The sequence below is a fragment of the Pseudomonas sp. CFBP 13719 genome, from assembly GCF_014842095.1.
Classification (GTDB): domain Bacteria; phylum Pseudomonadota; class Gammaproteobacteria; order Pseudomonadales; family Pseudomonadaceae; genus Aquipseudomonas.
In genome coordinates this window covers 33572-57009 of record NZ_JACYVB010000006.1, presented here as the reverse complement: position 1 = coordinate 57009, position 23438 = coordinate 33572, and the positions used below count along the sequence as shown (strand labels likewise).

Annotated in this window: 27 protein-coding genes; 16 read left to right on the top strand and 11 right to left on the bottom strand. The window is 63.3% G+C overall.

Features of this window, described 5'->3' with window-relative positions; genetic code table 11:
- The first annotated feature begins 43 nt into the window (after window positions 1–43).
- The 4 genes from IFT57_RS18470 to IFT57_RS18455 are packed head-to-tail and all read left to right on the top strand — an operon-like array spanning window position 44 to window position 2596.
- Complete coding sequence (locus IFT57_RS18470; protein WP_122475877.1) at window positions 44–832, top strand: ParA family protein; 789 nt, start codon at window positions 44–46, stop codon at window positions 830–832.
- Window positions 832–1683: a CheW domain-containing protein gene (locus IFT57_RS18465; protein WP_192152267.1), complete on the top strand. Its 852-nt coding sequence runs from the start codon at window positions 832–834 to the stop codon at window positions 1681–1683. Before IFT57_RS18470 ends, IFT57_RS18465 begins: the two co-directional genes overlap by 1 nt.
- Window positions 1684–1723: 40 nt before the next feature.
- A complete protein-coding gene (locus IFT57_RS18460; RefSeq protein ID WP_043186096.1) occupies window positions 1724–2203 on the top strand; it encodes a chemotaxis protein CheW in 480 nt (159 codons plus the stop codon).
- Entirely contained in the window at window positions 2204–2596 is a 393-nt protein-coding gene (locus tag IFT57_RS18455) for a DUF2802 domain-containing protein (RefSeq protein ID WP_049858773.1), read from the top strand. It begins immediately after the preceding gene.
- Between the two features lie 42 nt (window positions 2597–2638).
- Here IFT57_RS18455 and IFT57_RS27040 read toward each other — a convergent pair whose 3' ends face one another.
- The 4 genes from IFT57_RS27040 to fliK form a co-directional block, all read right to left on the bottom strand.
- The gene (locus IFT57_RS27040) at window positions 2639–3439 is read right to left on the bottom strand and encodes a glycosyltransferase (protein ID WP_244657378.1); all 801 of its coding nucleotides are present in this window, start codon (window positions 3437–3439) and stop codon (window positions 2639–2641) included.
- A 14-nt stretch (window positions 3440–3453) separates the two neighbouring features.
- The gene (locus IFT57_RS18450; protein ID WP_244657377.1) at window positions 3454–5388 is read right to left on the bottom strand and encodes a dermonecrotic toxin domain-containing protein; all 1935 of its coding nucleotides are present in this window, start codon (window positions 5386–5388) and stop codon (window positions 3454–3456) included.
- A 186-nt stretch (window positions 5389–5574) separates the two neighbouring features.
- Window positions 5575–5895: an EscU/YscU/HrcU family type III secretion system export apparatus switch protein gene (locus IFT57_RS18445; RefSeq protein ID WP_122713684.1), complete on the bottom strand. Its 321-nt coding sequence runs from the start codon at window positions 5893–5895 to the stop codon at window positions 5575–5577.
- A complete protein-coding gene (gene fliK / locus IFT57_RS18440) occupies window positions 5892–7457 on the bottom strand; it encodes a flagellar hook-length control protein FliK (protein WP_192152266.1) in 1566 nt (521 codons plus the stop codon). Before fliK ends, IFT57_RS18445 begins: the two co-directional genes overlap by 4 nt.
- A gap of 171 nt (window positions 7458–7628) precedes the next feature.
- Between fliK and ccmA the strand changes: the two genes are divergently transcribed.
- The 10 genes from ccmA (at window position 7629) to IFT57_RS18390 (ending at window position 14966) form a co-directional block, all read left to right on the top strand.
- Window positions 7629–8261 (top strand): cytochrome c biogenesis heme-transporting ATPase CcmA, encoded by a 633-nt coding sequence (gene ccmA, locus IFT57_RS18435; RefSeq protein ID WP_192152265.1) that lies wholly within the window; start codon window positions 7629–7631, stop codon window positions 8259–8261.
- Entirely contained in the window at window positions 8258–8926 is a 669-nt protein-coding gene (gene ccmB / locus IFT57_RS18430; RefSeq protein WP_192152264.1) for a heme exporter protein CcmB, read from the top strand. The genes ccmA and ccmB overlap by 4 nt, the downstream gene beginning before the upstream one ends.
- 61 nt (window positions 8927–8987) lie before the next feature.
- Window positions 8988–9752, top strand: a complete 765-nt coding sequence (locus tag IFT57_RS18425) for a heme ABC transporter permease (protein WP_192152414.1) — start codon at window positions 8988–8990, stop codon at window positions 9750–9752.
- Window positions 9749–9925: a heme exporter protein CcmD gene (gene ccmD, locus IFT57_RS18420; RefSeq protein ID WP_192152263.1), complete on the top strand. Its 177-nt coding sequence runs from the start codon at window positions 9749–9751 to the stop codon at window positions 9923–9925. The genes IFT57_RS18425 and ccmD overlap by 4 nt, the downstream gene beginning before the upstream one ends.
- Entirely contained in the window at window positions 9922–10365 is a 444-nt protein-coding gene (gene ccmE / locus IFT57_RS18415) for a cytochrome c maturation protein CcmE (protein WP_122713679.1), read from the top strand. The genes ccmD and ccmE overlap by 4 nt, the downstream gene beginning before the upstream one ends.
- Window positions 10366–10376: 11 nt before the next feature.
- Window positions 10377–12347, top strand: a complete 1971-nt coding sequence (locus IFT57_RS18410) for a heme lyase CcmF/NrfE family subunit (RefSeq protein ID WP_192152413.1) — start codon at window positions 10377–10379, stop codon at window positions 12345–12347.
- Complete coding sequence (locus tag IFT57_RS18405; protein ID WP_192152262.1) at window positions 12344–12880, top strand: DsbE family thiol:disulfide interchange protein; 537 nt, start codon at window positions 12344–12346, stop codon at window positions 12878–12880. Before IFT57_RS18410 ends, IFT57_RS18405 begins: the two co-directional genes overlap by 4 nt.
- A 2-nt stretch (window positions 12881–12882) precedes the next feature.
- Entirely contained in the window at window positions 12883–13368 is a 486-nt protein-coding gene (locus IFT57_RS18400) for a cytochrome c-type biogenesis protein (RefSeq protein WP_192152412.1), read from the top strand.
- Window positions 13365–14564: a c-type cytochrome biogenesis protein CcmI gene (gene ccmI, locus IFT57_RS18395; protein ID WP_192152261.1), complete on the top strand. Its 1200-nt coding sequence runs from the start codon at window positions 13365–13367 to the stop codon at window positions 14562–14564. The genes IFT57_RS18400 and ccmI overlap by 4 nt, the downstream gene beginning before the upstream one ends.
- 9 nt (window positions 14565–14573) lie before the next feature.
- Entirely contained in the window at window positions 14574–14966 is a 393-nt protein-coding gene (locus IFT57_RS18390) for a hypothetical protein (protein ID WP_192152260.1), read from the top strand.
- Window positions 14967–15008: 42 nt separating this feature from the next.
- Here IFT57_RS18390 and IFT57_RS18385 read toward each other — a convergent pair whose 3' ends face one another.
- From IFT57_RS18385 to IFT57_RS18375, 3 genes are all read right to left on the bottom strand, one after another.
- Window positions 15009–16007 carry a sulfate ABC transporter substrate-binding protein gene (locus IFT57_RS18385; protein WP_192047864.1) on the bottom strand — a complete coding sequence of 333 codons (999 nt, stop codon included), beginning with the start codon at window positions 16005–16007 and terminating at the stop codon, window positions 15009–15011.
- Between the two features lie 97 nt (window positions 16008–16104).
- Window positions 16105–16920 carry an ion transporter gene (locus IFT57_RS18380; RefSeq protein WP_192047865.1) on the bottom strand — a complete coding sequence of 272 codons (816 nt, stop codon included), beginning with the start codon at window positions 16918–16920 and terminating at the stop codon, window positions 16105–16107.
- Window positions 16921–17017: 97 nt separating this feature from the next.
- Window positions 17018–17623, bottom strand: coding sequence for a TetR/AcrR family transcriptional regulator (locus tag IFT57_RS18375; RefSeq protein WP_122713672.1), 606 nt, complete (start codon window positions 17621–17623; stop codon window positions 17018–17020).
- Window positions 17624–17782: 159 nt separating this feature from the next.
- On the opposite strand from IFT57_RS18375, the gene IFT57_RS18370 reads away from it, so the two are divergent.
- Together IFT57_RS18370 and IFT57_RS18365 are read left to right on the top strand one after the other, a co-directional pair.
- Window positions 17783–18682, top strand: coding sequence for a DUF808 family protein (locus IFT57_RS18370; RefSeq protein WP_122794811.1), 900 nt, complete (start codon window positions 17783–17785; stop codon window positions 18680–18682).
- Between the two features lie 363 nt (window positions 18683–19045).
- Window positions 19046–19927: a manganese catalase family protein gene (locus IFT57_RS18365; protein ID WP_122794810.1), complete on the top strand. Its 882-nt coding sequence runs from the start codon at window positions 19046–19048 to the stop codon at window positions 19925–19927.
- 77 nt (window positions 19928–20004) lie between these two features.
- On the opposite strand, the gene IFT57_RS18360 is transcribed toward IFT57_RS18365, so the two are convergent.
- The 4 genes from IFT57_RS18360 to IFT57_RS18345 form a co-directional block, all read right to left on the bottom strand.
- Complete coding sequence (locus IFT57_RS18360) at window positions 20005–20802, bottom strand: SDR family NAD(P)-dependent oxidoreductase (RefSeq protein WP_122794809.1); 798 nt, start codon at window positions 20800–20802, stop codon at window positions 20005–20007.
- 100 nt (window positions 20803–20902) lie between these two features.
- Window positions 20903–21625: a CatB-related O-acetyltransferase gene (locus tag IFT57_RS18355; protein WP_192152259.1), complete on the bottom strand. Its 723-nt coding sequence runs from the start codon at window positions 21623–21625 to the stop codon at window positions 20903–20905.
- A 52-nt stretch (window positions 21626–21677) separates the two neighbouring features.
- Window positions 21678–22739, bottom strand: coding sequence for an SDR family oxidoreductase (locus tag IFT57_RS18350; RefSeq protein ID WP_192152258.1), 1062 nt, complete (start codon window positions 22737–22739; stop codon window positions 21678–21680).
- Window positions 22740–22846: 107 nt separating this feature from the next.
- Entirely contained in the window at window positions 22847–23395 is a 549-nt protein-coding gene (locus tag IFT57_RS18345; protein ID WP_122794806.1) for an adenine phosphoribosyltransferase, read from the bottom strand.
- Window positions 23396–23438: the final 43 nt, after the last annotated feature.

Here is a 23438-nt window from a genome sequence, read left to right as displayed (position 1 = left end):
ACTATCTCGGTAGTGCGCCGTTTACCGAGGGGAAACCATCACCATGAGAGTCTGGGCAGTAGCCAATCAAAAAGGCGGGGTAGGCAAGACCACGACTTCGATCGCCTTGGCCGGTTTGCTCGCCGAGGCAGGCAAGCGCGTGGTCATGGTCGATCTCGATCCGCATGGCTCGATGACCAGTTATTTCGGGCACAACCCCGACGAACTGGCGCACAGCTGTTACGACCTGTTCCTGCACAAGGGCGCGGTACCACCAGGCCTGGCCCATCAACTGTTGCTGCCCACGGGCGAGGCCAACGTCTCGCTGCTGCCCTCGAGCACGGCGCTGGCCACGCTGGAGCGCCAGCAGCCCGGACAGAGCGGCCTGGGCTTGGTGATTGCCAAGACCCTGGCGCAACTGTGGCAGGATTTCGACTACGCCGTCATCGACAGCCCACCCTTGCTGGGCGTGCTCATGGTCAATGCATTGGCGGCGAGCCAGCAACTGGTGATCCCGGTACAGACCGAGCACCTGGCGGTAAAAGGCCTGGAGCGCATGGTCAGCACCTTGACCATGATCAACCGTTCGCGCCGCCAGGCCCTGCCATACAGCATCGTTCCAACGTTGTTCGACCGTCGTACCCAGGCCTCGCTGAGCACCTTGCGTACCCTGCGCGACGACTACCCGCAGCACATATGGCCGGGCTACATCCCGGTCGACACTCGTCTGCGCGATGCCAGCCGGGCCGGACAGACACCCTCGCGCTTCGATGGCAAGAGCCGAGCAGTCGTCGCCTACCGCGCCTTGCTCAAGCATCTGCTGGCCCAACAACTCGTCGCGCAGGTAGCCTGATGAACCGTCCCGTCGATATTGCCCAGCGGCCCCAGGTGGCCTTGCAGTCCTATCTGGACGGCCTGCTGCATGAAGCCACCGAGGCGTTCGAAGCGCTCGATCTCGACGCCGGCCTGGACAGGCTCGACGAGTTCCAGGCAGCCGTGCTCGAAGAGCAGGTGCGCGATGCCGCAAGCCTGCAGCCGGTGCTGTTGCCAGTGCCTGCGCCGCCAGTGCAGGTGCCCGCGCCGGTTGCCGCTCCCATCCCACCGGCCAAATCGGCGCTGGTCGCACCCGTGGTCGACGTACATCTGCCGTCGGCCAGCGTGCAGCCGCTGTTGGCAGCCGTCGATGGCCGCCCCAGCTGGGCCGCCGAGCCGTTCGAGTGCCTGCTGTTCGACGTCGCCGGGCTGACCCTGGCTGTGCCGCTGGTGTGCCTGGGTTCGATCTATGCGTTGGCTGGCCAGACTCTGACGCCGCTGTTCGGCCAGCCCGACTGGTTTCTCGGCATTCTGCCCAGCAACAGCGGCAACCTGAAAGTGCTCGACACCGCGCGCTGGGTCATGCCCGACCGCTACCGCGACGATTTTCGCCAGGGGTTGCAGTACGTGATCTCGGTGCAGGGTTACGAGTGGGGCCTGGCAGTGCATCAGGTCAGCCGTTCGCTGCGCCTGGACCCCAGCGAGATCAAGTGGCGCAGCCAGCGCGGCCAGCGGCCATGGCTGGCGGGAACCGTCATCGAACACATGTGCGCGCTGCTGGACGTCGCCGAGCTGGCCGAGCTGATCGCCAGTGGCGGTGCACGCCATCTGCGTCCGGTCGCCTCGGCGCCAGGCAAGCCTGTCGCCACCACCACTATCATCAAGAATTGAATGAACACGCCGCCGTCATGGCATTTGAGGGGTTAGTAGCATGAAGAAGTCGTCCGCCCAAGGTTCCGAAGATCCGATCCTGCAGTGGGTCACCTTCCGTCTGGACAATGAAACCTACGGCATCAATGTGATGCAGGTGCAGGAAGTGTTGCGCTACACCGAGATCGCACCGGTGCCGGGTGCGCCCAGCTACGTGCTGGGTATCATCAACCTGCGCGGTAACGTGGTCACGGTGATCGATACACGTCAGCGCTTCGGTCTGGATTCCAGCGACGTCAGCGACAATACGCGCATCGTCATCATCGAGGCCGACAAGCAAGTGGTAGGGATTCTGGTCGACAGCGTGGCCGAGGTCGTCTACTTGCGCCAGTCCGAGGTCGAAACTGCGCCCAACGTCGGCAACGACGAGTCGGCCAAGTTCATCCAGGGCGTGTGCAACAAGAATGGCGAGTTGCTGATTCTGGTCGAGCTGGACAAGATGATGTCCGAAGAAGAGTGGTCCGAGCTGGAGAATATCTGATTGATCTTCGAGGTTGCGGTAGTCCTGCTGGCAGTGCTGTGGGTTGGAACGGTTTCGCTGTTCCTGTCCTATCAGAAAAGCCAGCGCCTGCTGGCCGCTGAACAGGCGGCGGGCGATGCGCTGCGTGACCAGCGGCTGCGCGAGCTGACCAAGCGCCTGGACGACTACCAGAATCTCAACGTGCGCCTGGGCGAAGCGCTGCACGAGTTGCGCGCGGTGGTCGGGCCATTGCCGGAAAAGCTGGCCCAGCTCGAGCAACGCGATCCGGGCAGCCTGTCTTTCGCCCAGGCGGGCAAACTGGTCGCCATGGGTGCGTCGGTGGATGAGCTGACCCAGGCCTGCGGTCTGACCCAAGCCGAGGCCGAGCTGATGAGCAAACTGCACCGCGGCTGATCCGGCGGCCGTCTGCTCATCGACATCGACAAGCAGCATCGATCAGGTATGCGCCCAACTCAGGCTGCTGCCTGCTTTGGCGAAGCGATTGAGCGGTGTGAGCGCCTCATACGCATCGTTGAACCCCGACCAGTCGAGCACGCCGGCGTTGTCACGCATCGGCAGTGCCGACAAATTCCACACCTCGCGGTACTGCGCCAGTTCCAGCAACCGTTGGTTGATGGTGTCGTTGAGGGCGCCAGGCCCGCTGATGTGATTCAAGGCAATGGCGTAGCGCTGGAAGCCTGCAGGGTCGGTCACGGCATTCGGGCGGCTGTGATAGAAGTCCGGTTGCGCTTCGAAGCGTTCCAGCATCGTCTCGGATATCGCATCTAGGGTCGGATTGCCAGGGTGGCTACCGATCATGCTGTTGCCATACTGGATGTTCATGCCCAGGGTCTCGTTCGACAGGGGTACTGAAAGGATAAGGCCTCTGTTCGAGGTGCGCAGCGGCACGCCATCGATGGGTTCGGCCACGTGCCCCAGCGGGTTTTTCTCTCCGGGTGCCAGAATGCTGTCGTCCAGGTCCATGTACAGTCCGCCTTCGCTTTTGAGCACTCGGTAGCGCAGCACGTCGGATGCCGAAGCGTAGTTGGTGGCGATGCCGCCGTTACCGTCGATGGCGGCCTGGTATTGCCGGAAGTAGCGGCTGCGCTCGAATTCCCTGTACAGCGGATGAGGTTCGAGGGCGATGACCTGCAGCGACGGTGCGTGCTCGGCCAGCAACTCGACATTGCGTGCGTAGACCTGCGGCGACGCCGTGGACAAAAACAGCCGATATTCGTAATCGCTGTCACGCAGCAAGGCGGCATTGCGGCCTACGTCTCCAGCAGCCCAGCGTTGATGATCTTGTCGCCGACCCACAGGCAGGAGATTTTTTTGGGAATGGATTTCATCACTGGCGGGCGCAGTTCGCCAAGGCTCAGCGGCAGTATCAGATCGACCCCCAGGGCCTGCAAGGTGTGCGCGCGCTGGGCGTCGGTAACGACACGCTCGACGTCCTGCAGCCGTGAAAGCGAGCGCTGGCCAGGTTTGGGCGCGACGAAGTAGGGCGGATCGAGCTCATTGAGATCTGTGCTCTGCACGAACGCGTCGTGCTCTATATCGTAGTGAACATGCGTGACGTATCCATCGATCTCACATTCCAGAAGGTCACGCTTGCCGCTGTAACTGGGCACACGAATGACGGCGTCGGCAATCTCCGGGTTGGCACCGGCCACAGGCCGCATGGATTCTGGCAGGCTGAAGGCAGTTTCCAGAACCGGCTCCAGGGTGGGAAGGTGCGGCGCGTGGATCGGACTCAAGGGATAGCCGATCTGGCCGTTGATGCGTGCTGGAATGACGAACTCCGGCCGCTTGAAGCGCCAGACCGCCGGCGTCTGCGGAATCTGCACGTGCAGCAGCGGCGTCGCGTTGAGCACTCCCCAGATCGCATCGTCAACGCCAGCGGCGCGCTGCTCCAGGTTTCTACCGTTGATCGCCCGATCCAGGCCCAGTCCCAGTTGAACGATGCCGCCCAGGGCAAAGATCGGGGCCAGTTCAGGGACAACCATCGCAATGGGTGCCAGGGTATTGATGGCGGAGGTGAAGTAGCCGCGCCATTTTTCCTTGGTCACCGAATGGTCGGTGTTGATGATGAACTCGGCATCCTGTTCGCTGCGTTTCTTCTGGTTGTGGGCCATGGCCATGAACAGGTCGCCGGCGATGGGCGGGCTGTATTTGCTGGTCCGGTAGTTGACGGTGTCGTGGGGCACCCACAGACCGCTGGTGGCGAAACCTGGATGCCTGTCGGGATCGAAATGGTGATAGGCCGGGTACAACCCCAGCCCCGTCAGTGCGGTCTCGAGGCCACTGAACCCGAGCGTGTCGGCCTCGTCACCAGGCGGGAAATGCTCTTCCAGCGCCTGACGCGTGTGTGGGTGCTTGCATTGCTCGGCCACCCACAGCTTCATCGACGATTCGTCGGCGAACTCGTGGAATGGCAAGCTGTTGCCGGGGATGTACAGCAGGGTCAGCCCAGTGGCAGTGTTCTTCAGGCACAGCAGGTTGGTGGCCGCATATCCGTAGATATTCAGGCAGGCGACGTGCACCGCATGCGGCCGCGGTTGCAGGCCGGCGACCTGCCAGGCCAGCACGCGCCCGGCATCACTGAGGCTGGCGTTGCTGATCTGCCTGTTGCAGGCCGCAATGAAGTTGACCTTCGCGGCATCGCGGTAGGCCTGCAAACCGTCTGTCCAGTACGCCTTGAGCATGCGCTTGTACGGCGTCTGGAAATCCAGCTGCCAGATGAAGCGCTGAAATTTCTCGGCAGGAATGCGCACGTGATTCGCGGCGTCATAGTTCGCCGGTGATGTCTGCCGGTACAAGCCGTTGTACACCACGTACTCACTGCCGTAGTCGAACAGACCCTTTTCATCCAGATGGTCGACCAGAGTGATCGGGTAGGGCGGTGGCGTGCCGGCCCAGGCGGCATGCAGGGCGGCGCCGATCAGATCGTTGTTCGATTCGCCCTGCCAGTTCGACAGCAGCGCCTGGGTCATGGTCAGCTTGCGCACGACCTTGGCGATACAGCGCTGGCCCTTGAATTGATAGTGCAGCGTGACGGCATCGACCTTGTCCGGGTTCAGCTCCAGGCCTTGTTTCGAGGCCCACTTGCGCACTGCCTCGGCAGCGGCGCGGTCGGGTCTGGGATAATGCTTGAGCGAGTCGCGGACGGTTTGAACACCCTGCGCGCTGATGAATCGGGAAGTCATGGCGGTATTCCTTTATGAGCACGGAAAGTCGTGCCAGGCCATGATTCGTTCGGGGCAGTCGGTGGACGTGGTAACTATGTAGGGCGCCCGCCGTCGGTGCCGGTAGCAAACCGACTCTGGACGGGCTATCGAGGCGGCTGCCGCAGGCGCGCTCCGAGGGTGGTGAAAAGCCTTGTGGCCCAGACGCTACGGAGCCTTGGGGGTGATGTCGCGCTCGCTCGGCGCGGGCGCCAGTTCGAAGCCGGAAGGGGTCTTGCCTTGCAGGTGCCAGGCAAAGGCGATGATCTCTGCGATAGTCAGGTACAACTCGTGGGGAATGCTGTCGCCCAGTTCCATGCGTGCCAGCATCTTCACCAGCTCGGCGTTTTCGTACACCGGTACTTCGTATTCGCGGGCCATGGCCAGGATCGCTTCGGCCAGTTCATCGTCGCCCTTGGCGGTGAGTGTGGGTGCCTTCTGGCCGTCGTAGCGTAGGGCGATGGCTTGGCGCGGGGCTCGTTCGTTCATGCGGTTTCATCCACCCAGCGTTGTTCCAGGCGCGTACGGGCGCCTTGGGGGGCGGTGCCTTGATGGCACTGCAGATCGGCCACGTTCAAACCGCTGGCCTGCAGGCGCTGCCGCAGATTGTCCAACTGGTTCTCGATGAGCAGGGCGGTGGCAGGCCGTTGTGCCCACAACTGGCTGGAGAGGCTACCGTGAGCCAGTTGCGCCTGCACCTGCAGCGGGCCCAGTGCATCCAGATCGAAGGCCAGGTCCAGGCGCCAGATCTTTTCCTGGGCCGGTCTGGGATCGCTCTTGTCATGGGGCTGCTGGTCCGGTGGCGGGTCTTCGCGTTGCACCTTGACCTGCAGCGGGACGAAATCGTGCAGGTGGCGCATGGGAATCTCCAGTTGCCAGGTGGTCTGCGTGGCGCCATCGGGGGTGCGCCCGGTCTGTTCCAGTCCCGCGAGCTGATGGCTCTGCAGACGCGCCACGGCCGCACCGGCCAGGCGCAGCAGGTGTTCGAGGTCGTCTTCGCCCTCGCTTTTCTGCGCAGTGCGGGCGGGCAGGGGAAAGCTTACCGGCACGGTTTTTTCACTGACCTGTCCCCAGGCATTCAGGGCATTGCGCACCCGCCCCGGCAGCACCTGAGCGAGCACATTGGCCGCTACGGCCGGTTGCGCCGCCGGACCGGGCAACGCCGCAGGCGCGATCTGCGCCATCAGGCGCAGCAGCGCCGACTTGAGATCGGGTGCCGGTTGACCGTTGAGCAGATTGGCTTCCAGAAATGCGCCGCTGGCGACCACCGCCTGGGCGACGGCTTTCGGGTCGGCCATTTGCTGCACGTCCGGCAGGCTGGCCAACAGGCGTTCCAGGCCGGCTCGCGTCGGCGGCGCAAGTTCCGGGTTCTGGCGCAGGGTCTGCACGGCGTTCAGCAGGCTATCCAAAGAACCTTGCCGGGCTTGCTGCGCGCCCAGTTGCTGGGCCACTGCCAACTGGTCCATGCGCCCGCTCAAGGGCACGAAGTTCAGGCTGCGGTCACTCATCACCTGAGCGCTGAGCAGACTGCCCAGGCGCAGCGGCTGAGGGCTCTCGATGGCCAGGATGTTGCCTGCCTGAGCGGTGTTGAGCAGGGTCACCATGGCCCGATACACCGCTGGCTGCCCGGCGATCTGCGGCAGCATCTGGCTGCTGCTGACCTTGCCCTGCAACAGCGTGCCCACCGGCAATGCCTGGGTGTCGATGCGGGTCAGGGTCAACGGTGCGCCGTTGCCGCGCTCCTGGGTGGCGACCAGGGCCGCGCCACCGGCCAGGTGCGACACCAGCAATGCAGTGCCCTGGGGTAATGGTTGCAGGCTGCTGGCGGTGATCGTCGCCACGCCGCCCCCGGCCAGGCTCAGGCGCAACAGCAATTGAAAATCCTGAGCGCCGGCCTTGACCGACACCACCTCGGCGTCGACCGTCTCACCCAGGGCCAGCAGGTTGTCCAGTGGCTGGGTGATCTTCACCATCTCGGTATTCGAGGCACTGGCGCGCGCCGCTCCGCTGGCGGACGGCAGCGCGGCTAGATTGCTGATCAGGTCAGGCATGGATGAAACCTGTGTCGGTTGCGCCCTTGGGCGTGAGCTGCGCATGTATAATGCGCGGCCACTGCGGCCGGCTCTGCTATACAGCGCCATGGAAGTATAGCGGCCATGCCCTGCGGAACTTGAACGCGGCTCGATGCCGTGACGTGCGACCCGATTTCACAAGGCCGACTCTTGACCCCATACCTGCAAGCCACCGATTTATCCTGCGAGCGCGATGGGCGGCTGCTGTTCGAGCGTCTGCAGCTCCAGGTGGCAGCGGGCGACATGCTTCAGGTGTGCGGACCCAACGGCTGTGGCAAGACCAGCCTGCTGCGGCTGCTGGCCGGGCTGATGCAGCCCGCCGAAGGGCAGGTCGCCCTGACGGCGCAGGCGCATGCCGAACACCGGGGCGAGCGAGCCTGCCCGCTGGTATGGATCGGCCACGCGCCCGGCATCAAGGAGGCGCTCAGCGCCGAGGAAAACCTGGCCTGGCTCTGCGCGCTGCACACCCCGGCGAGCCGCGAGCGCATCTGGGCGGCGTTGGCGGCCATCGGCCTGCGCGGTTTCGAAGACGTGCCGTGTCACCGGCTTTCGGCCGGCCAGCGGCGCCGCGTGGCGCTTGCTCGCCTGCATCTGCCCGGCCCGCCGTTATGGATTCTCGACGAACCTTTCAGCGCCCTCGATGCACAGGCGGTGGAGCAATTGGAACGGCACCTGGTTGGGCACTGCGAGCAAGGCGGCATGGTCGTGCTGACCACCCACCATCTGCTGGCGCAGACCCCCGGCAGTTACCGGCAGCTGGAACTGGACGCACAGGCGGCATGAGCGTCTTCGTCCTGTTGCTCAAGCGCGAGGCGCGCCTGCTGTGTCGACGCCCCGCCGAGCTGGGCAACCCGCTGGTGTTTTTCGCCATCGTCATCGCGCTGTTTCCACTTGCCGTGGGTCCGCAGATGCAGGTGCTGCAAGGCCTTTCCCCCGGCCTGGTATGGGTAGCGGCCCTGCTGGCCGTGCTGCTGTCCATCGACGGCCTGTTTCGCAGCGATCTGGAAGACGGTTCGCTGGAACAATGGATATTGTCCGAGCATCCACTGCCCGTGCTGGTGCTGGCCAAGGTGCTGGCGCACTGGCTGTTTTCCGGGCTGGCGCTGGTGCTGGTTTCACCGCTGCTGGCGCTGATGCTCGGGTTGCCCGAGCGCTGCCTGCCAGTGCTGTTGCTGTCGTTGCTGCTTGGCACGCCGGTCCTCAGCCTGCTCGGCGCGGTGGGTGCAGCCTTGACGGTCGGACTCAAGCGCGGCGGCCTGCTGTTGGCGCTGCTGACGCTGCCGTTGTACATCCCGGTGCTGATTCTGGGCAGTGGCGCCCTGCAGGCGTCCTTGCAGCAGCTGCCAGCCATGGGTTACTTGTTGTGGCTGGGCAGCCTGACAGCGCTGTCGGTGACCTTGGCGCCTTTCGCGATCGCGGCCGGACTGAAAATCAGTGTCGGCGAATGAACGGACGAGGTGGCGTGTGCGCCTGGCCCATGCTTTTGGATACGTGGTCATGAAGAACAAGCTGATGAACTGGACATGGTTTCACAGGCTCGGCTCGCCCAAGGCGTTCCACGCCTTGAGCGGACGCCTGCTGCCATGGCTGAGCGTGGCGGCGGCTTTGCTGGTCGGCGCGGGCGTGGTCTGGGGGCTGGCGTTCGCGCCGCCGGATTACCAGCAGGGCAACAGTTTTCGCATCATCTACATCCACGTGCCTGCGGCCATGCTTGCCCAGTCCTGCTACGTGATGATGGCCCTGGCCGGCGTGGTCGGGCTGGTGTGGAAGATGAAGATCGCCGACATCGCGCTGCAATGTGCCGCACCGGTGGGCGCCTGGATGACCGTGTTGGCGTTGGCCACGGGCGCCATCTGGGGCAAACCGACCTGGGGCAGTTGGTGGGTCTGGGATGCGCGCCTGACCTCGATGCTCATCCTGCTGTTTCTCTACCTGGGGCTCATCGCCCTTGGGCAGGCCATCGGCAACCGCGAGAACGCGGCCAAGGCGTGTGCGGTACTGGCCATCGTTGGCGTGGTCAATATTCCGATCATCAAGTATTCAGTACAGTGGTGGAACACTTTGCACCAGGGCGCCACGTTCAGCCTGACCGAAAAACCGGCGATGCCTGCGCAGATGTGGTTGCCGCTGCTGCTCACGGTGCTCGGCTTCTACTGTTTCTTCGGCGCTGTGCTGTTGTTGCGCATGCGCCTGGAAGTGCTCAGGCGCGAAGTGCGCAGCCGCTGGGTTCGGGAATACCTGGCCGGCGCCTCGAAAACGAGGGCCGGGCCATGAGCTTCGATTCGTTCGGCGAGTTCGTCAGCATGGGTCGTCACGGCGTCTACGTCTGGTCGGCCTATGGCCTGTGCCTGGTGGTGCTGATCGTCAACGTGGCCGGACCGCTTTTGGCCTGGCGACGTCATCTGCAGCAGGAAGCGCGACGTCTGCGCCGGGAGGAGCGACCGTGAATCCGCAACGCAGAAAGCGCCTGACGCTCATCCTCGCCCTGGTGGCAGGTGTCGCGCTTGCCGTGGGTCTGGCCTTGGGTGCATTGCAACAGAACATCAACCTGTTCTACACGCCGACGCAGATCGCCAATGGCGAGGCGCCGGTGGGCACGCGCATTCGCGCCGGCGGCATGGTCGAACGAGGCTCGCTGCAGCGTTCCGGCGACTCGCTGGATGTACGCTTCGTGGTCACCGACTTCCAGCGCAGCGTCACCATCACCTACCGTGGGATCCTCCCCGACCTGTTTCGCGAAGGGCAGGGCATCGTTGCCCTCGGCACCCTGAACGCTGCCGGCGTGGTGCAAGCGGACGAGGTGCTGGCCAAGCACGACGAAAAATACATGCCGCCGGAGGTCACCAAAGCCTTGAAAGACTCTGGCCGAATGGAAGCTTCGCCATGATCGGTGCGCTGCTGGTGCCCGAGCTGGGCCAATTGTCGATGATTCTGGCGCTGTGTCTGGCCCTGGTGCAGGCCAGCGTGCCGTTGCTGGGGGCATGGCGCGGCGACCGGCTGTGGATGGGGCTGGCGCGGCCGGCTGCATGGGGTCAGTTCACCTTCTTGACCCTGGCGTTCGCCTGCCTGGCGGCAAGCTTCCTGAACGACGACTTTTCCGTGCGCTACGTGGCCGAAAACTCCAACAGCGCCTTGCCCTGGTACTACAAATTCAGCGCGGTGTGGGGCGCCCACGAAGGCTCGTTGCTGTTGTGGGCGCTGATCCTGGGCGGCTGGACCTTCGCCGTGTCGATTGGCTCGCGGCAGTTGCCACAGGTCATGCTGGCGCGAGTACTGGCGGTGATGGGCATGATCAGCGTTGGCTTCCTGCTGTTCCTGATTCTGACGTCCAATCCCTTTGCTCGGGTGCTGCCGCAGATTCCAGCCAATGGGCGCGACCTCAACCCCTTGTTGCAGGACATCGGCCTGATCGTCCACCCGCCCATGCTGTACATGGGTTACGTCGGTTTTTCGGTGGCCTTCGCGTTCGCCATTGCCGCGCTGCTGGGCGGCAAGCTGGACGCGGCCTGGGCACGCTGGTCACGCCCCTGGACGATGGTGGCGTGGAGCTTTCTGGGTATCGGTATCACCTTGGGCTCATGGTGGGCGTACTACGAACTGGGCTGGGGCGGCTGGTGGTTCTGGGACCCGGTGGAGAACGCCTCGTTCATGCCCTGGCTGGTGGGCACCGCGCTGATTCATTCGCTGGCCGTCACCGAGAAGCGCGGCGTATTCAAGAGCTGGACGGTTTTGCTGGCCATTGCCGCGTTTTCCCTGAGCTTGCTGGGAACGTTCCTGGTGCGTTCGGGTGTGCTGACTTCGGTGCACGCGTTCGCGTCCGACCCGACGCGCGGGGTGTTCATCCTGATCTTCCTGCTGTTCGTGGTGGGTGGTTCGCTGACCCTGTTCGCGCTGCGCGCGCCGGTGGTCAAGAGTCACGTGGGCTTCGGCCTGTGGTCGCGCGAAACCCTGCTGCTGGGCAACAACCTGATTCTGCTGGTGGCCGCTTCCATGATTCTGCTGGGCACGTTGTATCCCTTGGCCCTGGATGCCCTGACCGGCGCCAAGCTGTCGGTGGGGCCGCCGTATTTCAATGCGCTGTTCGTGCCCTTGATGGCGCTGCTGATGCTGACCATGGCGGTCGGTGTGCTGGTGCGCTGGAAACACACACCCACGGCCTGGCTGCGCGGCATGCTGGTACCAGTACTGATCGGCAGTGCCGTGCTGGCGCCGCTGGCCGCGTGGTGCCTGGGTGATTTCGCCTGGCCGGTACTGACTGTCTTCGCCCTGGCGGCCTGGGTGCTGCTGGCCGGTGTCCGCGACCTGCACGACAAGACCCGTCACACGGGCTTTCGCCGGGGAATCGCGGGCTTGCCGCGCAGTTACTGGGGCATGCAACTGGCCCATCTGGGCATTGCCGTGTGTGCCTTGGGCGTGGTGCTGTCGAGCCACGACAGCACCCAGCGCGACCTGCGCATGGCGCCGGGCGATGCGGTGGAGCTGGGTGGCTATCAATTCATCTTCCACGGTGCCGAGTCCCATCGCGGGCCGAATTTTACCGCCCAGCGTGGCAGCGTCCAGGTCCTGCGCAAGGGTGTACAAGTGAGCCTGCTGCACCCCGAAAAGCGCTTGTACACCGTTCAGCAATCGGTAATGACCGAGGCTGGCATCGACGCCGGTTTTACCCGCGACCTCTACGTCGCTTTGGGTGAGCCGTTGGAAAACGGTGCGTGGGCCGTACGCATCCACGTCAAGCCGTTCGTGCGCTGGATCTGGCTGGGCGGGCTGCTGACGGGGCTGGGGGGATTGCTCGCCGCCCTGGACAAGCGCTATCGGCTCAAGGTCAAAGCGCGCGTCAGTGATGTCCTTGGCCAGGGAGCCACGGTATGAAGCGGTGGCTACTAGCGCTGCCCTTGGGCGCATTCCTGATAGTGGCAGTGCTGCTTTACCGCGGCCTCTACCTTGACCCGGCACAGCTGCCGTCGGCGCTGATCGACAAGCCGTTTCCTGCGTTCAGCCTGGCCGATACCCAGGGCGAACGAACGCTGACCCGCGCCGACCTGCTGGGCAAACCCGCACTGGTCAATGTCTGGGGGACGTGGTGCGTAGCCTGCCGCGTCGAACATCCCGTGCTCAACACACTGGCTCGTCAGGGCGTGCTGATCTACGGCATCAACTACAAGGATGACAACGCAGCCGCGCGCCGATGGTTGGCGGACTATCACAACCCCTACGCGCTGGACATCAATGACAAGGACGGCACCCTGGGCCTCGATCTGGGCGTGTACGGCGCGCCGGAGACCTTTCTCATCGATGCCCGCGGGGTGATTCGCCACAAGTGGGTAGGGGTCATCGACCAGACCGTATGGCGCGAGCAGCTGGCACCGCTGTACCAGGCGCTGCTCGACGAGGCCCGACCATGACCATGAAACGCTGGCTGTTGACCTGCATGCTGCTGTCGAGCCTGGCCGGAGCGGCGCACGCCGCCATCGACACCTATCGGTTCGCCAATGACGATTTGCGCGAGCGCTTCCACCAGTTGACTCAGCAACTGCGTTGTCCGAAATGTCAGAATCAGGACATCGCCGACTCCAATGCGCCCATTGCCGGCGACCTGCGCCGGGAGATCCATCGGCTGTTGACCGAAGGCAAGAGCGACGAGCAGATCATCGAGTTCATGGTCGACCGCTATGGCGAATTTGTCCGCTACAGACCGGCGCTGACCGCGCGTACCGGGCTGCTCTGGTTCGGCCCGGCGGCCTTGCTCGTGGCCGGCGTGGGGGTGATTGCGGTGACGGTGCGCCGCCGACGTCGGCAACCGGCCACCAGTCCGCGCGATCTCGACCCAAGCGAGCGGGCACGCCTGGCTGACCTGCTTGCCCAAAAACCGCTGGATGAAGACCGCCCATGATTGATCTCTGGCTCGCTGCCGGGCTGTTGCTGCTGATCGCGCAGAGCTTCGTGCTGGTGCCGTTGCTGCGTGCTCGTCGCGAGCAGCCAGAACAGGATCGCACCGCACTCAACGTGGCGCTGTACCAGGAGCGCCTGGCCGAACTGAACACCCAGCAAAGGGCGGGTGTGCTGACCTCCGCGCAGCTGGAAAGCGGTCAGGCCGAAGCGGCCCGTGAACTGCTCGCCGATACCGACGGCAGCCAAACGGCATCGGATATACGCCTGGGCCGCGCGGTACCGCTGGCCGCGGCGCTGCTGGTGCCGGTCGTGGGGCTGGCGCTCTACCTGCATTATGGCGCCAGCGACCAGGTTGAGTTGAGCCGCGAGTTCGCCGTGCCGCCCACGTCCATGGCCCAGATGACCGCGCGCCTGGAACGGGCGGTGCAGATGCAGCCAGAGGCCGTCGAAGGTATCTATATCCTGGGCCGAACCTATATGGCGCAGAACCGCCCGGCGCAAGCAGCCGCGCTGTTCGAGCGTGCGGCGTCTTTGACCGGGCGTCAGCCCGAGGTATTGGGGCAGTGGGCTCAGGCGCTTTATTTCGCCGCTGGCAGACAGTGGTCCGAGCCCATCCAGGCGTTGACCGACGAAGCGCTGCTGGGCGATCCGAAGGAGCCGACCAGCCTGGGCTTGCTCGGCATTGCCGCCTTCGAGAGCCAGCGCTTCGAACAGGCCATTGGCTACTGGGAGCGTCTGCTGGCCACGTTGCCGGACACAGACCCAGCCCGCGCGGCGTTGCAGGGCGGAATCGAGCGCGCTCGTGGCCAACTGATGTCCGCCGGCAAACCGTTATCTCCCCAGACAAACCCAACGCGCGCCGGGTTGCAGGTGCGGGTCACCCTGGCCCCCGCGTTGGCCGCCAGGGTGCAGCCCGGTGACAGTGTGTTCGTCTTTGCCCGCGCGGTGTCCGGGCCGCCGATGCCGCTGGCGGTCAAGCGCCTGACGGTCGCCGACCTGCCGGCGCAGGTCGAGTTGGCGGACAGCGACGCGATGATGCCGCAGCTGAAACTGTCGAACTTTCCCGAAGTCCAACTGATCGCCCGGATATCCAGGGCCGGCCAGCCCACACAAGGTGAGTGGCTGGCGCGAGCTGCGCCGATCGCCAGCGACAGCGCCGCCGTGCAGCAATTGATGATCGACAGTCCCGACCTGTAGAGAGATGCCATGAACCGTTTAGCTCGAATGGCCGTGATCGGCCTGGCCCTGGGCATGAGTGCCTGCGCGGTGCAGCGCCCGTCAGAACCGGAGCCGCGGCCGCCGGTGCAGACCCTGCCACCGTCCGGACCCAGCACATCACCGACGCCGACCCCGACCCCGTCAGCACCCAAGCCCTTGCCACGGACTTCGGCCAGCTTTGCCCCACCGCCCGGTGGCGCCAGTCACTGGGACCCGAGCCTGGGCGTCTACGTGCTCGAAGATCAACCCGACACCTACTATCGGCAGCGCACTTACTACCGGTGGAATGATGGCTGGAGCTGGGCCACCAGCCCCAAAGGCCCTTGGGAAGCCACCGACACCACCGGCGTGCCGGCGGGATTGGGCCGCAAGCATCCCTGAGCCGTGGTGGGCGTGAAGCAGACCTGCAAGTGCTGAGCGCCGTTATTGGCCGGTGTAGATCTGGTCGAACACGCCGCCGTCGTTGAAGTGGGTCTTCTGCACGCTGCGCCAGTCGCCGAAAGTTTTCTCCACCGACAGGAATTCAACTTTCGGGAAACGATCGGTGTACTTGGCCAGCACTGCCGGATCCCGTGGGCGCAGGTAGTTGTTGGCGGCGATCTCCTGGCCTTCGGGCGACCACAGGTATTTCAGGTATTCATCGGCTGCGGCGCGCGTGCCTTTGCGGTCGACCACCTTGTCGACCACGCTGACCGGCGGCTCGGCTTCGGCGGACACGCTGGGGTAGATCACTTCGAACTGGTCGCGGCCGAACTCACGAGCGATCATTTCCGCTTCGTTCTCGAAAGTGATCAGCACATCGCCGATCTGGTTGGTCATGAAGGTGGTGGTCGCACCGCGGCCGCCGGTGTCGAGTACCGGCGCCTGCTTGAACAGCTTGCCGACGAAGTCGCGGGCCTTGTTTTCGTCGCCGCCGTTCTTCAGCACGTAGCCCCACGCCGACAGATAGGTGTAGCGGCCGTTGCCGGACGTCTTGGGGTTGGGGACGATGACCTGCACGCCGTCCTTGAGCAGGTCTGGCCAGTCCTTGAGCGCCTTGGGGTTGCCCTTGCGGACGATGAAAACGGTCGCCGAGGTGAACGGTGCACTGTTGTTCGGCAGGCGCGTGACCCAGTTGTCCGGCACCAGCTTGCCGTTGTCGGCCAAGGCATTGATGTCGGTGGCCATGTTCATGGTGATGACATCGGCCGGCAGGCCGTCGATCACCGAACGCGCCTGCTTGCTCGAACCGCCGAAGGACATCTGCACGGTGATCGCTTCATTGTGTTCAGCCTGCCAGTGTTTCTGGAAGGCGCTGTTGTAGTCCTTGTAGAAGTCGCGCATCACGTCGTATGAGACGTTGAGCAGGCTGGGCGCGGCCTGGGCCAGGCCGGTCAGGGTCAAGCCTGCCGCCAACAGCGAGGCACCGATCAATTTCTTCACTGCAGTTCCCTCTTCGAGCGTTCTTGGAAATAGGCGGCATTATGCCTGCGCCCCCACGTCGACGTGATGGGCGGGGTTAGATCAAAAACTGCTGTGCTTATAGCGCTTTTTCGAACAAGGCATTGCCGCACTGCGAGCAAAAGGACGCCGCCTGTTCATGGCTACCCTTGTGACACACCGCGCACTCGTGCTGCAGGCCTTCGCCACGCATGGCGTTGGCCAACTCGGCAGTGAAGATGCCGGTTGGCACTGCAATGATCGAATAGCCGGTGATCATGACCATCGCCGAGAGCACCTGGCCGATCGGCGTGGTGGGCACGATGTCGCCGTAGCCAACGGTGGTCAGGGTGACGATGGCCCAATAGATGCCGGTGGGAATGTTGGCGAAGCCGTTCTGCGGTCCTTCGACCACGTACATGAGGGTGCCGAACACCGTGACCAGGGTGCTGACGCTGACCAGAAACACGATGATCTTCTGCTTGCTACCGCGCAGGGCGGCCAGCAGGTAGTTGGCCTGCTTGAGGTAGGGGCTGAGCTTGAGCACCCGGAAGATCCGCAGCATGCGCACCACGCGCACGATCATCAGGTACTGGGCATCACTGTAGTAGATGGCCAGGATGCCGGGCACGATCGCCAGCAGGTCGATCAGGCCGTAGAAGCTGAACGCGTAGCGCAGCGGCTTGGGCGAACAGTACAGGCGCAGCAGGTATTCGATGGCGAAGATGAAAGTGAAGCCCCATTCGATCCAGGCAAACAGGTCAGCATACTGGCTGTGGACGGTTTCGACGCTGTCGATGATCACCACCAGCAGGCTGGCGAGGATGATCAGCAACAGGGTCTTGTCGAAGCGCCGTCCGGCAGGGGTGTCGCTTTGAAATACGACGACGTACAGGCGATCACGCAGAGTGGTCATAGAAAGGTGCTTCCCGAAGAGGCGCACAGCGTAGGAGCTTTGCCGCGCCGGTGCAAGGCCGTGCGCCAAGCCATGGCCTGCCTGGGCGAGGGCTGGACTAATCCGGCGTACAGCCCTTGAGCACCAGGCGCGTGATGGTGTCGATGGCGGCTTCGTAATCGGCGTCGTCCAGCTTTGCCTTGCCGGTGATCGAAGCGATCTGCCAATCGAAGTCGGCGTAGGTCTGCGTCGCGGCCCAGATGCTGAACATCAGGTGATGCGGATCGACCGGAGCGATCTGGCCGCGATCGATCCAGGTCTGCAGGCATTGGATGTTGTGCCGGGCCTGGGCATTGAGCTGCTCCACTTGATCGGCGCTCAGGTGCGGCGCGCCGTGCATGATTTCACTGGCGAACACTTTCGAGGCGAAGGGCAGGGCGCGGGAGATATGGATCTTGGAGCGGATGTAGGCGCGCAACACGTCCTGCGGCTCGCCCGCCGTATCGAACGGCGTGGACGCCTGCAGGATCGGCTCGATGATGCTTTCCAGCACCTCGCGGTAGAGGTTTTCCTTGGACTTGAAGTAGTAGTAGACGTTGGGCTTGGGCACGCCGGCCTTGCTGGCGATGTCGTGGGTCTTGGCGGCGGCGAAACCCTTGTCGGCGAATTCCTCACTGGCCGCGCGCAGAATCAGTGCCTTGTTGCGCTCGCGAATACTGCTCATGGTGGGCGAAGATCCTTGTTTCTGCGCAATGGCATCCGGCTGTGTCGGATGGTCCGCGATGGTAGCACCGGCGTTGCCGGGCTCTCAACAACGGCCCGCCAGGGAACTTAGCCGACCCCCGTGCGTCAGCCACCTATCTTACTCATAAGGATACTCCCCGTGGCCGCAGGCAATTTGCTGACGCTTCTCGACGATATCGCAACCTTGCTCGACGACGTTTCCCTGGCCGCGAAGAAAACCGCCGGGGTGCTGGGCGACGATCTGGCGCTCAATGCCCAACAGGTCACCGGGGTCAAGGCGGATCGTGAACTGCCGGTGGTCTGGGCGGTGGCCAAGGGTTCCTTGCTGAACAAGGCGATCCTGGTGCCGGCTGCGCTGTTGATCAGCGCATTCGCGCCTTGGCTGATCACGCCGCTGTTGATGATCGGTGGTGCCTATCTGTGCTTCGAAGGTTTCGAGAAGGTCGTGCACAAATTCCTGCACAAGGATTCGGCCGCCGAACTCGAGCAGCGCAAGGCCGCCATGGCCGATGCCAAGGTCGACATGGTGGCGTTCGAAAAGGACAAGATCAAAGGCGCAGTGCGCACTGACTTCATCCTCTCGGCGGAGATCATCGTGCTGGCGTTGGGCGTGGTGTCCACCCGGCCCTTCCTGGATCAGGTCGGCGTGCTGGTGATCACCGCCGTGCTGATCACCGTAGGTGTGTATGGGCTGGTAGCCGGCATCGTCAAGCTCGACGATGTTGGCCTGTATCTCAAGCAGAAGACCGGTGCGGCCAGTCAGGCACTGGGCAACGGGCTGCTGTGGCTGGCGCCTGTGCTGATGAAGGTGCTGTCGATCCTGGGCACCATTGCCATGTTTCTGGTAGGTGGCGGAATCATCGCCCACGGCCTGCCGTTCGTACATCACCTCAGTGAAGCGGCGGTGGCGCTGGCTGGCGGCGGGCTGATGGGTACGGTGGCGAGCACTCTGGTCGACGCATTGACCGGCATCCTTACCGGCGCCGCGGTATTGGCAGTGGTCAGCCTGGGCAAGAAACTCTTCGGGAAATCCCACTGATGGGTCGAAGGTCATCGTGGCGGCGGGGCGCGCTGAGTCTGGGCACAGCAGCATGCTGCCGACTTCCCGTGTGGGTCGCCGACGCGGCTCGCGCCGCTGCTACAGGGTCGGTATTGGTGCATGGTATAGGTGTAGGCTTTTAAACTATCTAATATAGCGTACGCAAACTATGAGTGCTGTCGATCAAATCAATAGGCCAGTAGTTATTCTCTGAAAGTACAACCATTGATCCGGTTGCGGTAATTAAAAGGGATTAACTCAAGGCTGTCGTTTCCTACTTATGACGGTGCTGTTCCGTTGTCTCTTCTCTATCAAGAGTGAGCGCGTGCCGATTCATAATCAGATCAGCCTGAGGAAACCACAATGTTCTTGCACAACAAGCGTTTGCAATACACCGTGCGTGTCGCTGCACCCAATCCAGGTTTGGCCAACCTGTTGCTGGAGCAATTCGGCGGTGCCCAGGGCGAACTGGCCGCAGCAGCACGTTACTTCACCCAGGCGCTGGCCGAGGATGATCCGGGCCGCAAGGACCTGCTGATGTCCATCGCCACTGAGGAACTCAGCCATCTGGAGATCGTCGGTTCGATCATCGTCATGCTCAACAAGGGCGCGAAGGGCCAGCTGGCAGAAGGTGTGCAGGAAGAAGGCGAGTTGTACCGTGCGATAAATGGCGCAGGCAACGATTCCCATATTACCAGCCTGTTGTATGGCGCCGGTGCGCCCTTGGTAAACTCTGCAGGTGTACCCTGGACCGCTGCTTATATCGATACCATCGGTGAGCCGACCGCCGATATGCGCTCCAATATCGCTGCTGAATCACGGGCAAAGATTGTTTACGAGCGCTTGATGAATGTCACTGACGATCCCGGTGTGAAAGAAGCACTTGGGTTTTTGATGACGCGGGAAATCGCACACCAACTGTCATTCGAAAACGCCTTGCATGCCATTCAACCCAACTTTCCCCAAGGCAAGTTGCCGGGCATGCCGGAATTCACCAACAAGTATTTCAATATGTCCGGTGAGCCCAATGTCCGCGGCCCGTGGAACCAGGGTGAAGAGTGGGAGTTCGTGGCCGATCCGGAACCAGCGGTGGATGGCGGTGACGGCAGTGCGTCGGTGGTGCTGAGCGCCAAGGATGCCAAGGTGCTGGAAGCATTGAAGTTGCGCACCGAATCCGATCCCGACGCCAATCCGGTTACCGGCGCCGACCTGGGCTCTGGCAAGGCGCAAAACGATCTGGCCTGATCGCCACCCGGCCATCGGTTTCGCTTGAAGAAAACCTCCCTGCAGCGCCCTGCGGGGAGTTTTTTTCATCGACGGCTTCAGTTCTGCACGGCTTTCACCGAGCCACCGTCGACGCGCACGTTGCTGCCATTGACGAATGATGCTCGCTCAGACACCAGCAAGGCGATCACCGCAGCGACTTCCTCGGCCTTGCCTCGACGTTTCTGCACGATGCCAGGGCGTTCCTCCTCGAGAAAACTGTCGATTGCCTCTTCGAATGAAGTGCCCATCTGCTGCGCGCGCTGTTCCATCATGCCATCGGTCATGGGCGTCTCGATGAAGGCGGGCGCGACGGTGTTGCACAGCACACCGAATCCGGCTTCCTTGTAAGACAGGTTCTTGACGAACGCCGCCAGCGCCGCCTTGGCCACGTTGTACACCGCTTCCTCCCAGTACGGTTGCACCGCATTCTCCGAGGTGATGCAGACGAAACGTCCCCACTCACGTTCACGCATTTTTGGAATGGTGGCCCTCGCCACGCGCACGGCGGAGAAGAAGTCAGTGCTCCAAGCTTCCTGGTAATCGGCGTCGGACAGCGCCAGTGGGTCGCCTTTGGCTCCGGTCACACCAGCGGTGTGAACCACGATGTCGATCTGGCCGAAGCGCGCTTCGGCCTGGGCCACGAGGTGGTCGACCTGTTGCTGGTCGGTCACGTCGGCCACGATGGTCAACACCGTATCGGGCAGCTCGGCGGCTCCTTTTTCGAGCTTTTCGGCATCCTTGTCGCTCAACACGACAAAAACACCTTCCTCGCCCAGCAGCCTCGCGGTTGCCAGGCCCAGGCCGCCGCTGCCGCCAGTGATGAGCGCCACACGCCCCTTGATCCCCAGGTCCATACAGGCCTCTCGTTCGTGCAATGAATGTGCAGTTGAGACAGGCGTGCCACAGCCTGGATTCAAACATTCTTCACAGACGAGGCCAGGCACCGACCACAGGTCAAAGCGCCTCGATGCGCCACGCTGCGCTGTGCAGCTTGATCCGGCGTGGCGCGAGTCTGCTAGCCGGCGCGTGCGACAGCGTCTCGAGCAGCGCCTGGGGCTGTTCCATTGGCAGTTCCGCTAGTGCCTCGGGCGGCAGTTCCCACCACCGGCTGGCCAGCAGTCGCTCGATGGTTTCGGCGTCGAAGCGGTAGCGAATCACCCGTGCCGGCGTACCGGCGACGATGGCGTAAGGCGGCACATCCTTGTTCACCAACGACTGTGCCCCGACCACGGCGCCCGTGCCGATGCTGATGCCGTCCATGACCATCGCGTCGCGCCCGATCCACACGTCATGGCCCAGGGTGGTTGGAGTGCTGACGTAGTAGCCAGCCACGTCGGGGGTACGGGCCGCCCGCAGGGCAAAGAGTTTGCTATGGGTAGACAACCAGCCCAGCGGGTGGGACTGGCGGCTGTGACCGATGACTGTGCCGGCCGCAATCGAGCAGTAGCGACCGATCTCGGACACTTCGTGCAACTCGGCACCGCTCATCACGGCGGTGTGCGCACCAATGCTCAGGCGCTGCCCGAACAGCTTGACGTCGTGCAGCTTGACGCCTTCTTCCAGGGTCAGCTCGATACCATTGCGCAGGCCCCGGCTGCCGCAGTCGAGGCGGCACTTGCGTGCCGCCAGGGCCTTCTTCAGCTTGCGGTCGAGCAGGGCGCGTTTGAGAACATTCATTGCGGGGGTCCGGATCAGTCAGGCAGACCGCCAGCATATCGCATACACCGCTTCAGGGAATCAGGCGCTCGCTGCGCAGCTTCTCGAACACGTCGAAGAACGCCTGGTCACTCGCCTGGAATTCCTTGAAGCCCAATCGACGGCTCTTGGAAACATCGGTCACCACTTCGATGGGCCGGCCCAGGTCGGCGTCGGTGTGCCACGGTGAAACCAGGCGGTCGATATCGGCTTCCAGCAGGCCATGCTCCTGCGCCAGTTGCTGCCACACCGCCGCATCATCGGCCATCTGCTCGGCCAGGGGCGTAACCTGCTGCGGAAAGGGCGAAGCCTGCACACCGAACCAGTCGGCGATCTGCTGCCACATCCAGCTCCAGCGAAACACATCGCCATTGGTCACGTTGAACGCCTGATTGGCCGCGGCAGGCGTGGTGCTGGCCCACAGCAGTTGTTTGGCCAGCAGCCGAGCATCGGTCATGTCGGTCAGGCTGTCCCACTGCACGCGCGAACCGGGGAACACGAACGGGCGCCCGGTGGCCTTGCAGATGGACGCGTACACCGCCAGGGTCGTTGCCATGTTCATGGCGTTGCCCACCGCGACACCGGTGATGGTGTGGGGGCGATGCACGCTCCAGGTGAAGCCATCGCGCTCGGCGGCGGCGAACACTTCGTCTTCCTGGGCGTAATAGAAGTTTTCGACGTCCAGGCGGCCCTGTTCCTCACGAAACGGCGTCTGTGGCAGGCTACCCTTGCCGTAGTTTTCGAACGGGCCCAGGTAGTGCTTCAGCCCAGTCACCAAGGCTACGTGCTGGACGCTGCCAGAGGCGCGCAGCGCATCGAGCACGTTGCGCACCATGGCGGCGTTGACACGGATGTTCTCCGCTTCCGTGTCCTGGCGAGCCCAAGTGGTCAAGAACACATGGCTGGGCTTCAGATCGGCCAACGCCGTGGTCAGCGAAGCCGGATCCATCAGGTCGGCCTGCACGGGGGTAACCCCTTCGGCCACGTTGGGCTTGCGCGCCAATCCGGCAACCTGCCAGCCCTGATCCAGCAGCAATCGCGAAGTCGCGCTGCCAACGATGCCGCTGGCGCCTACTACCAATGCAGAATGAGTCATGGTGTCTCCAGTTGTGAGTGGATGCTGCGGATGTGGACCGCAACATCCCGCCGGGGACTGCATCGGATTGCCTGTGATCGAACGTCGCAGCTTTGCTGCGACGTGCGCTAGCGCTCGTCGAGGGCGAAGCGGGTCAGGCAGAAGGTGCCCACGCCGGCGTCCTGCAGGCGCTGCGAGCCTTGCAACTCCGGCAGGTCGATGATCGCGGCGGCCTCGAACACCTCGGCACCCATGCGCCGAACCAGGTTGGCCGCGGCGATCAGCGTACCGCCGGTGGCGATCAGGTCATCGAACAGTACCAGCGAGTCGCCTTCGCACAGGCTGTCGGCGTGCACTTCCAGAAACGCTTCGCCGTATTCGGTCTGGTAACCCTCGCTGAGCACATGGGCCGGCAGCTTGCCTTGCTTGCGGAACAGGATCAGTGGTTTGTTCAGTTCGTGGGCAACGATGGAACCGATCAGAAAGCCCCGAGCATCCATGGCCCCGATATGGCTGAACTGAGCGTCGATGTAGCGGTGCACGAAACTGTCGATCACCAGGCGCAGGGCCTTGGGCGACTGGAACAACGGCGTGATGTCACGAAACACCACGCCGGGCTTGGGGAAATCCGGCACAGGGCGGATCAGGGATTTGAAGCTGTGTTCGTCGAAAACCATCGGTCATAGCTCTGGCAGGGCAGGGGTTGCGCAGTATAACCCT

Bases quoted from the DNA above. Each gene is read 5' to 3' on its own strand.
- IFT57_RS18470 (WP_122475877.1), top strand. From the start codon at position 44: ATGAGAGTCTGGGCAGTAGCCAATCAAAAAGGCGGGGTAGGCAAGACC.
- IFT57_RS18465 (WP_192152267.1), top strand. From the start codon at position 832: ATGAACCGTCCCGTCGATATTGCCCAGCGGCCCCAGGTGGCCTTGCAG.
- IFT57_RS18460 (WP_043186096.1), top strand. From the start codon at position 1,724: ATGAAGAAGTCGTCCGCCCAAGGTTCCGAAGATCCGATCCTGCAGTGG.
- IFT57_RS18450 (WP_244657377.1), bottom strand. From the start codon at position 5,388: ATGACTTCCCGATTCATCAGCGCGCAGGGTGTTCAAACCGTCCGCGAC.
- IFT57_RS18445 (WP_122713684.1), bottom strand. From the start codon at position 5,895: ATGAACGAACGAGCCCCGCGCCAAGCCATCGCCCTACGCTACGACGGC.
- fliK (WP_192152266.1), bottom strand. From the start codon at position 7,457: ATGCCTGACCTGATCAGCAATCTAGCCGCGCTGCCGTCCGCCAGCGGA.
- ccmB (WP_192152264.1), top strand. From the start codon at position 8,258: ATGAGCGTCTTCGTCCTGTTGCTCAAGCGCGAGGCGCGCCTGCTGTGT.
- ccmD (WP_192152263.1), top strand. From the start codon at position 9,749: ATGAGCTTCGATTCGTTCGGCGAGTTCGTCAGCATGGGTCGTCACGGC.
- IFT57_RS18405 (WP_192152262.1), top strand. From the start codon at position 12,344: ATGAAGCGGTGGCTACTAGCGCTGCCCTTGGGCGCATTCCTGATAGTG.
- IFT57_RS18400 (WP_192152412.1), top strand. From the start codon at position 12,883: ATGAAACGCTGGCTGTTGACCTGCATGCTGCTGTCGAGCCTGGCCGGA.
- ccmI (WP_192152261.1), top strand. From the start codon at position 13,365: ATGATTGATCTCTGGCTCGCTGCCGGGCTGTTGCTGCTGATCGCGCAG.
- IFT57_RS18390 (WP_192152260.1), top strand. From the start codon at position 14,574: ATGAACCGTTTAGCTCGAATGGCCGTGATCGGCCTGGCCCTGGGCATG.
- IFT57_RS18380 (WP_192047865.1), bottom strand. From the start codon at position 16,920: ATGACCACTCTGCGTGATCGCCTGTACGTCGTCGTATTTCAAAGCGAC.
- IFT57_RS18375 (WP_122713672.1), bottom strand. From the start codon at position 17,623: ATGAGCAGTATTCGCGAGCGCAACAAGGCACTGATTCTGCGCGCGGCC.
- IFT57_RS18365 (WP_122794810.1), top strand. From the start codon at position 19,046: ATGTTCTTGCACAACAAGCGTTTGCAATACACCGTGCGTGTCGCTGCA.
- IFT57_RS18360 (WP_122794809.1), bottom strand. From the start codon at position 20,802: ATGGACCTGGGGATCAAGGGGCGTGTGGCGCTCATCACTGGCGGCAGC.
- IFT57_RS18355 (WP_192152259.1), bottom strand. From the start codon at position 21,625: ATGAATGTTCTCAAACGCGCCCTGCTCGACCGCAAGCTGAAGAAGGCC.
- IFT57_RS18350 (WP_192152258.1), bottom strand. From the start codon at position 22,739: ATGACTCATTCTGCATTGGTAGTAGGCGCCAGCGGCATCGTTGGCAGC.
- IFT57_RS18345 (WP_122794806.1), bottom strand. From the start codon at position 23,395: ATGGTTTTCGACGAACACAGCTTCAAATCCCTGATCCGCCCTGTGCCG.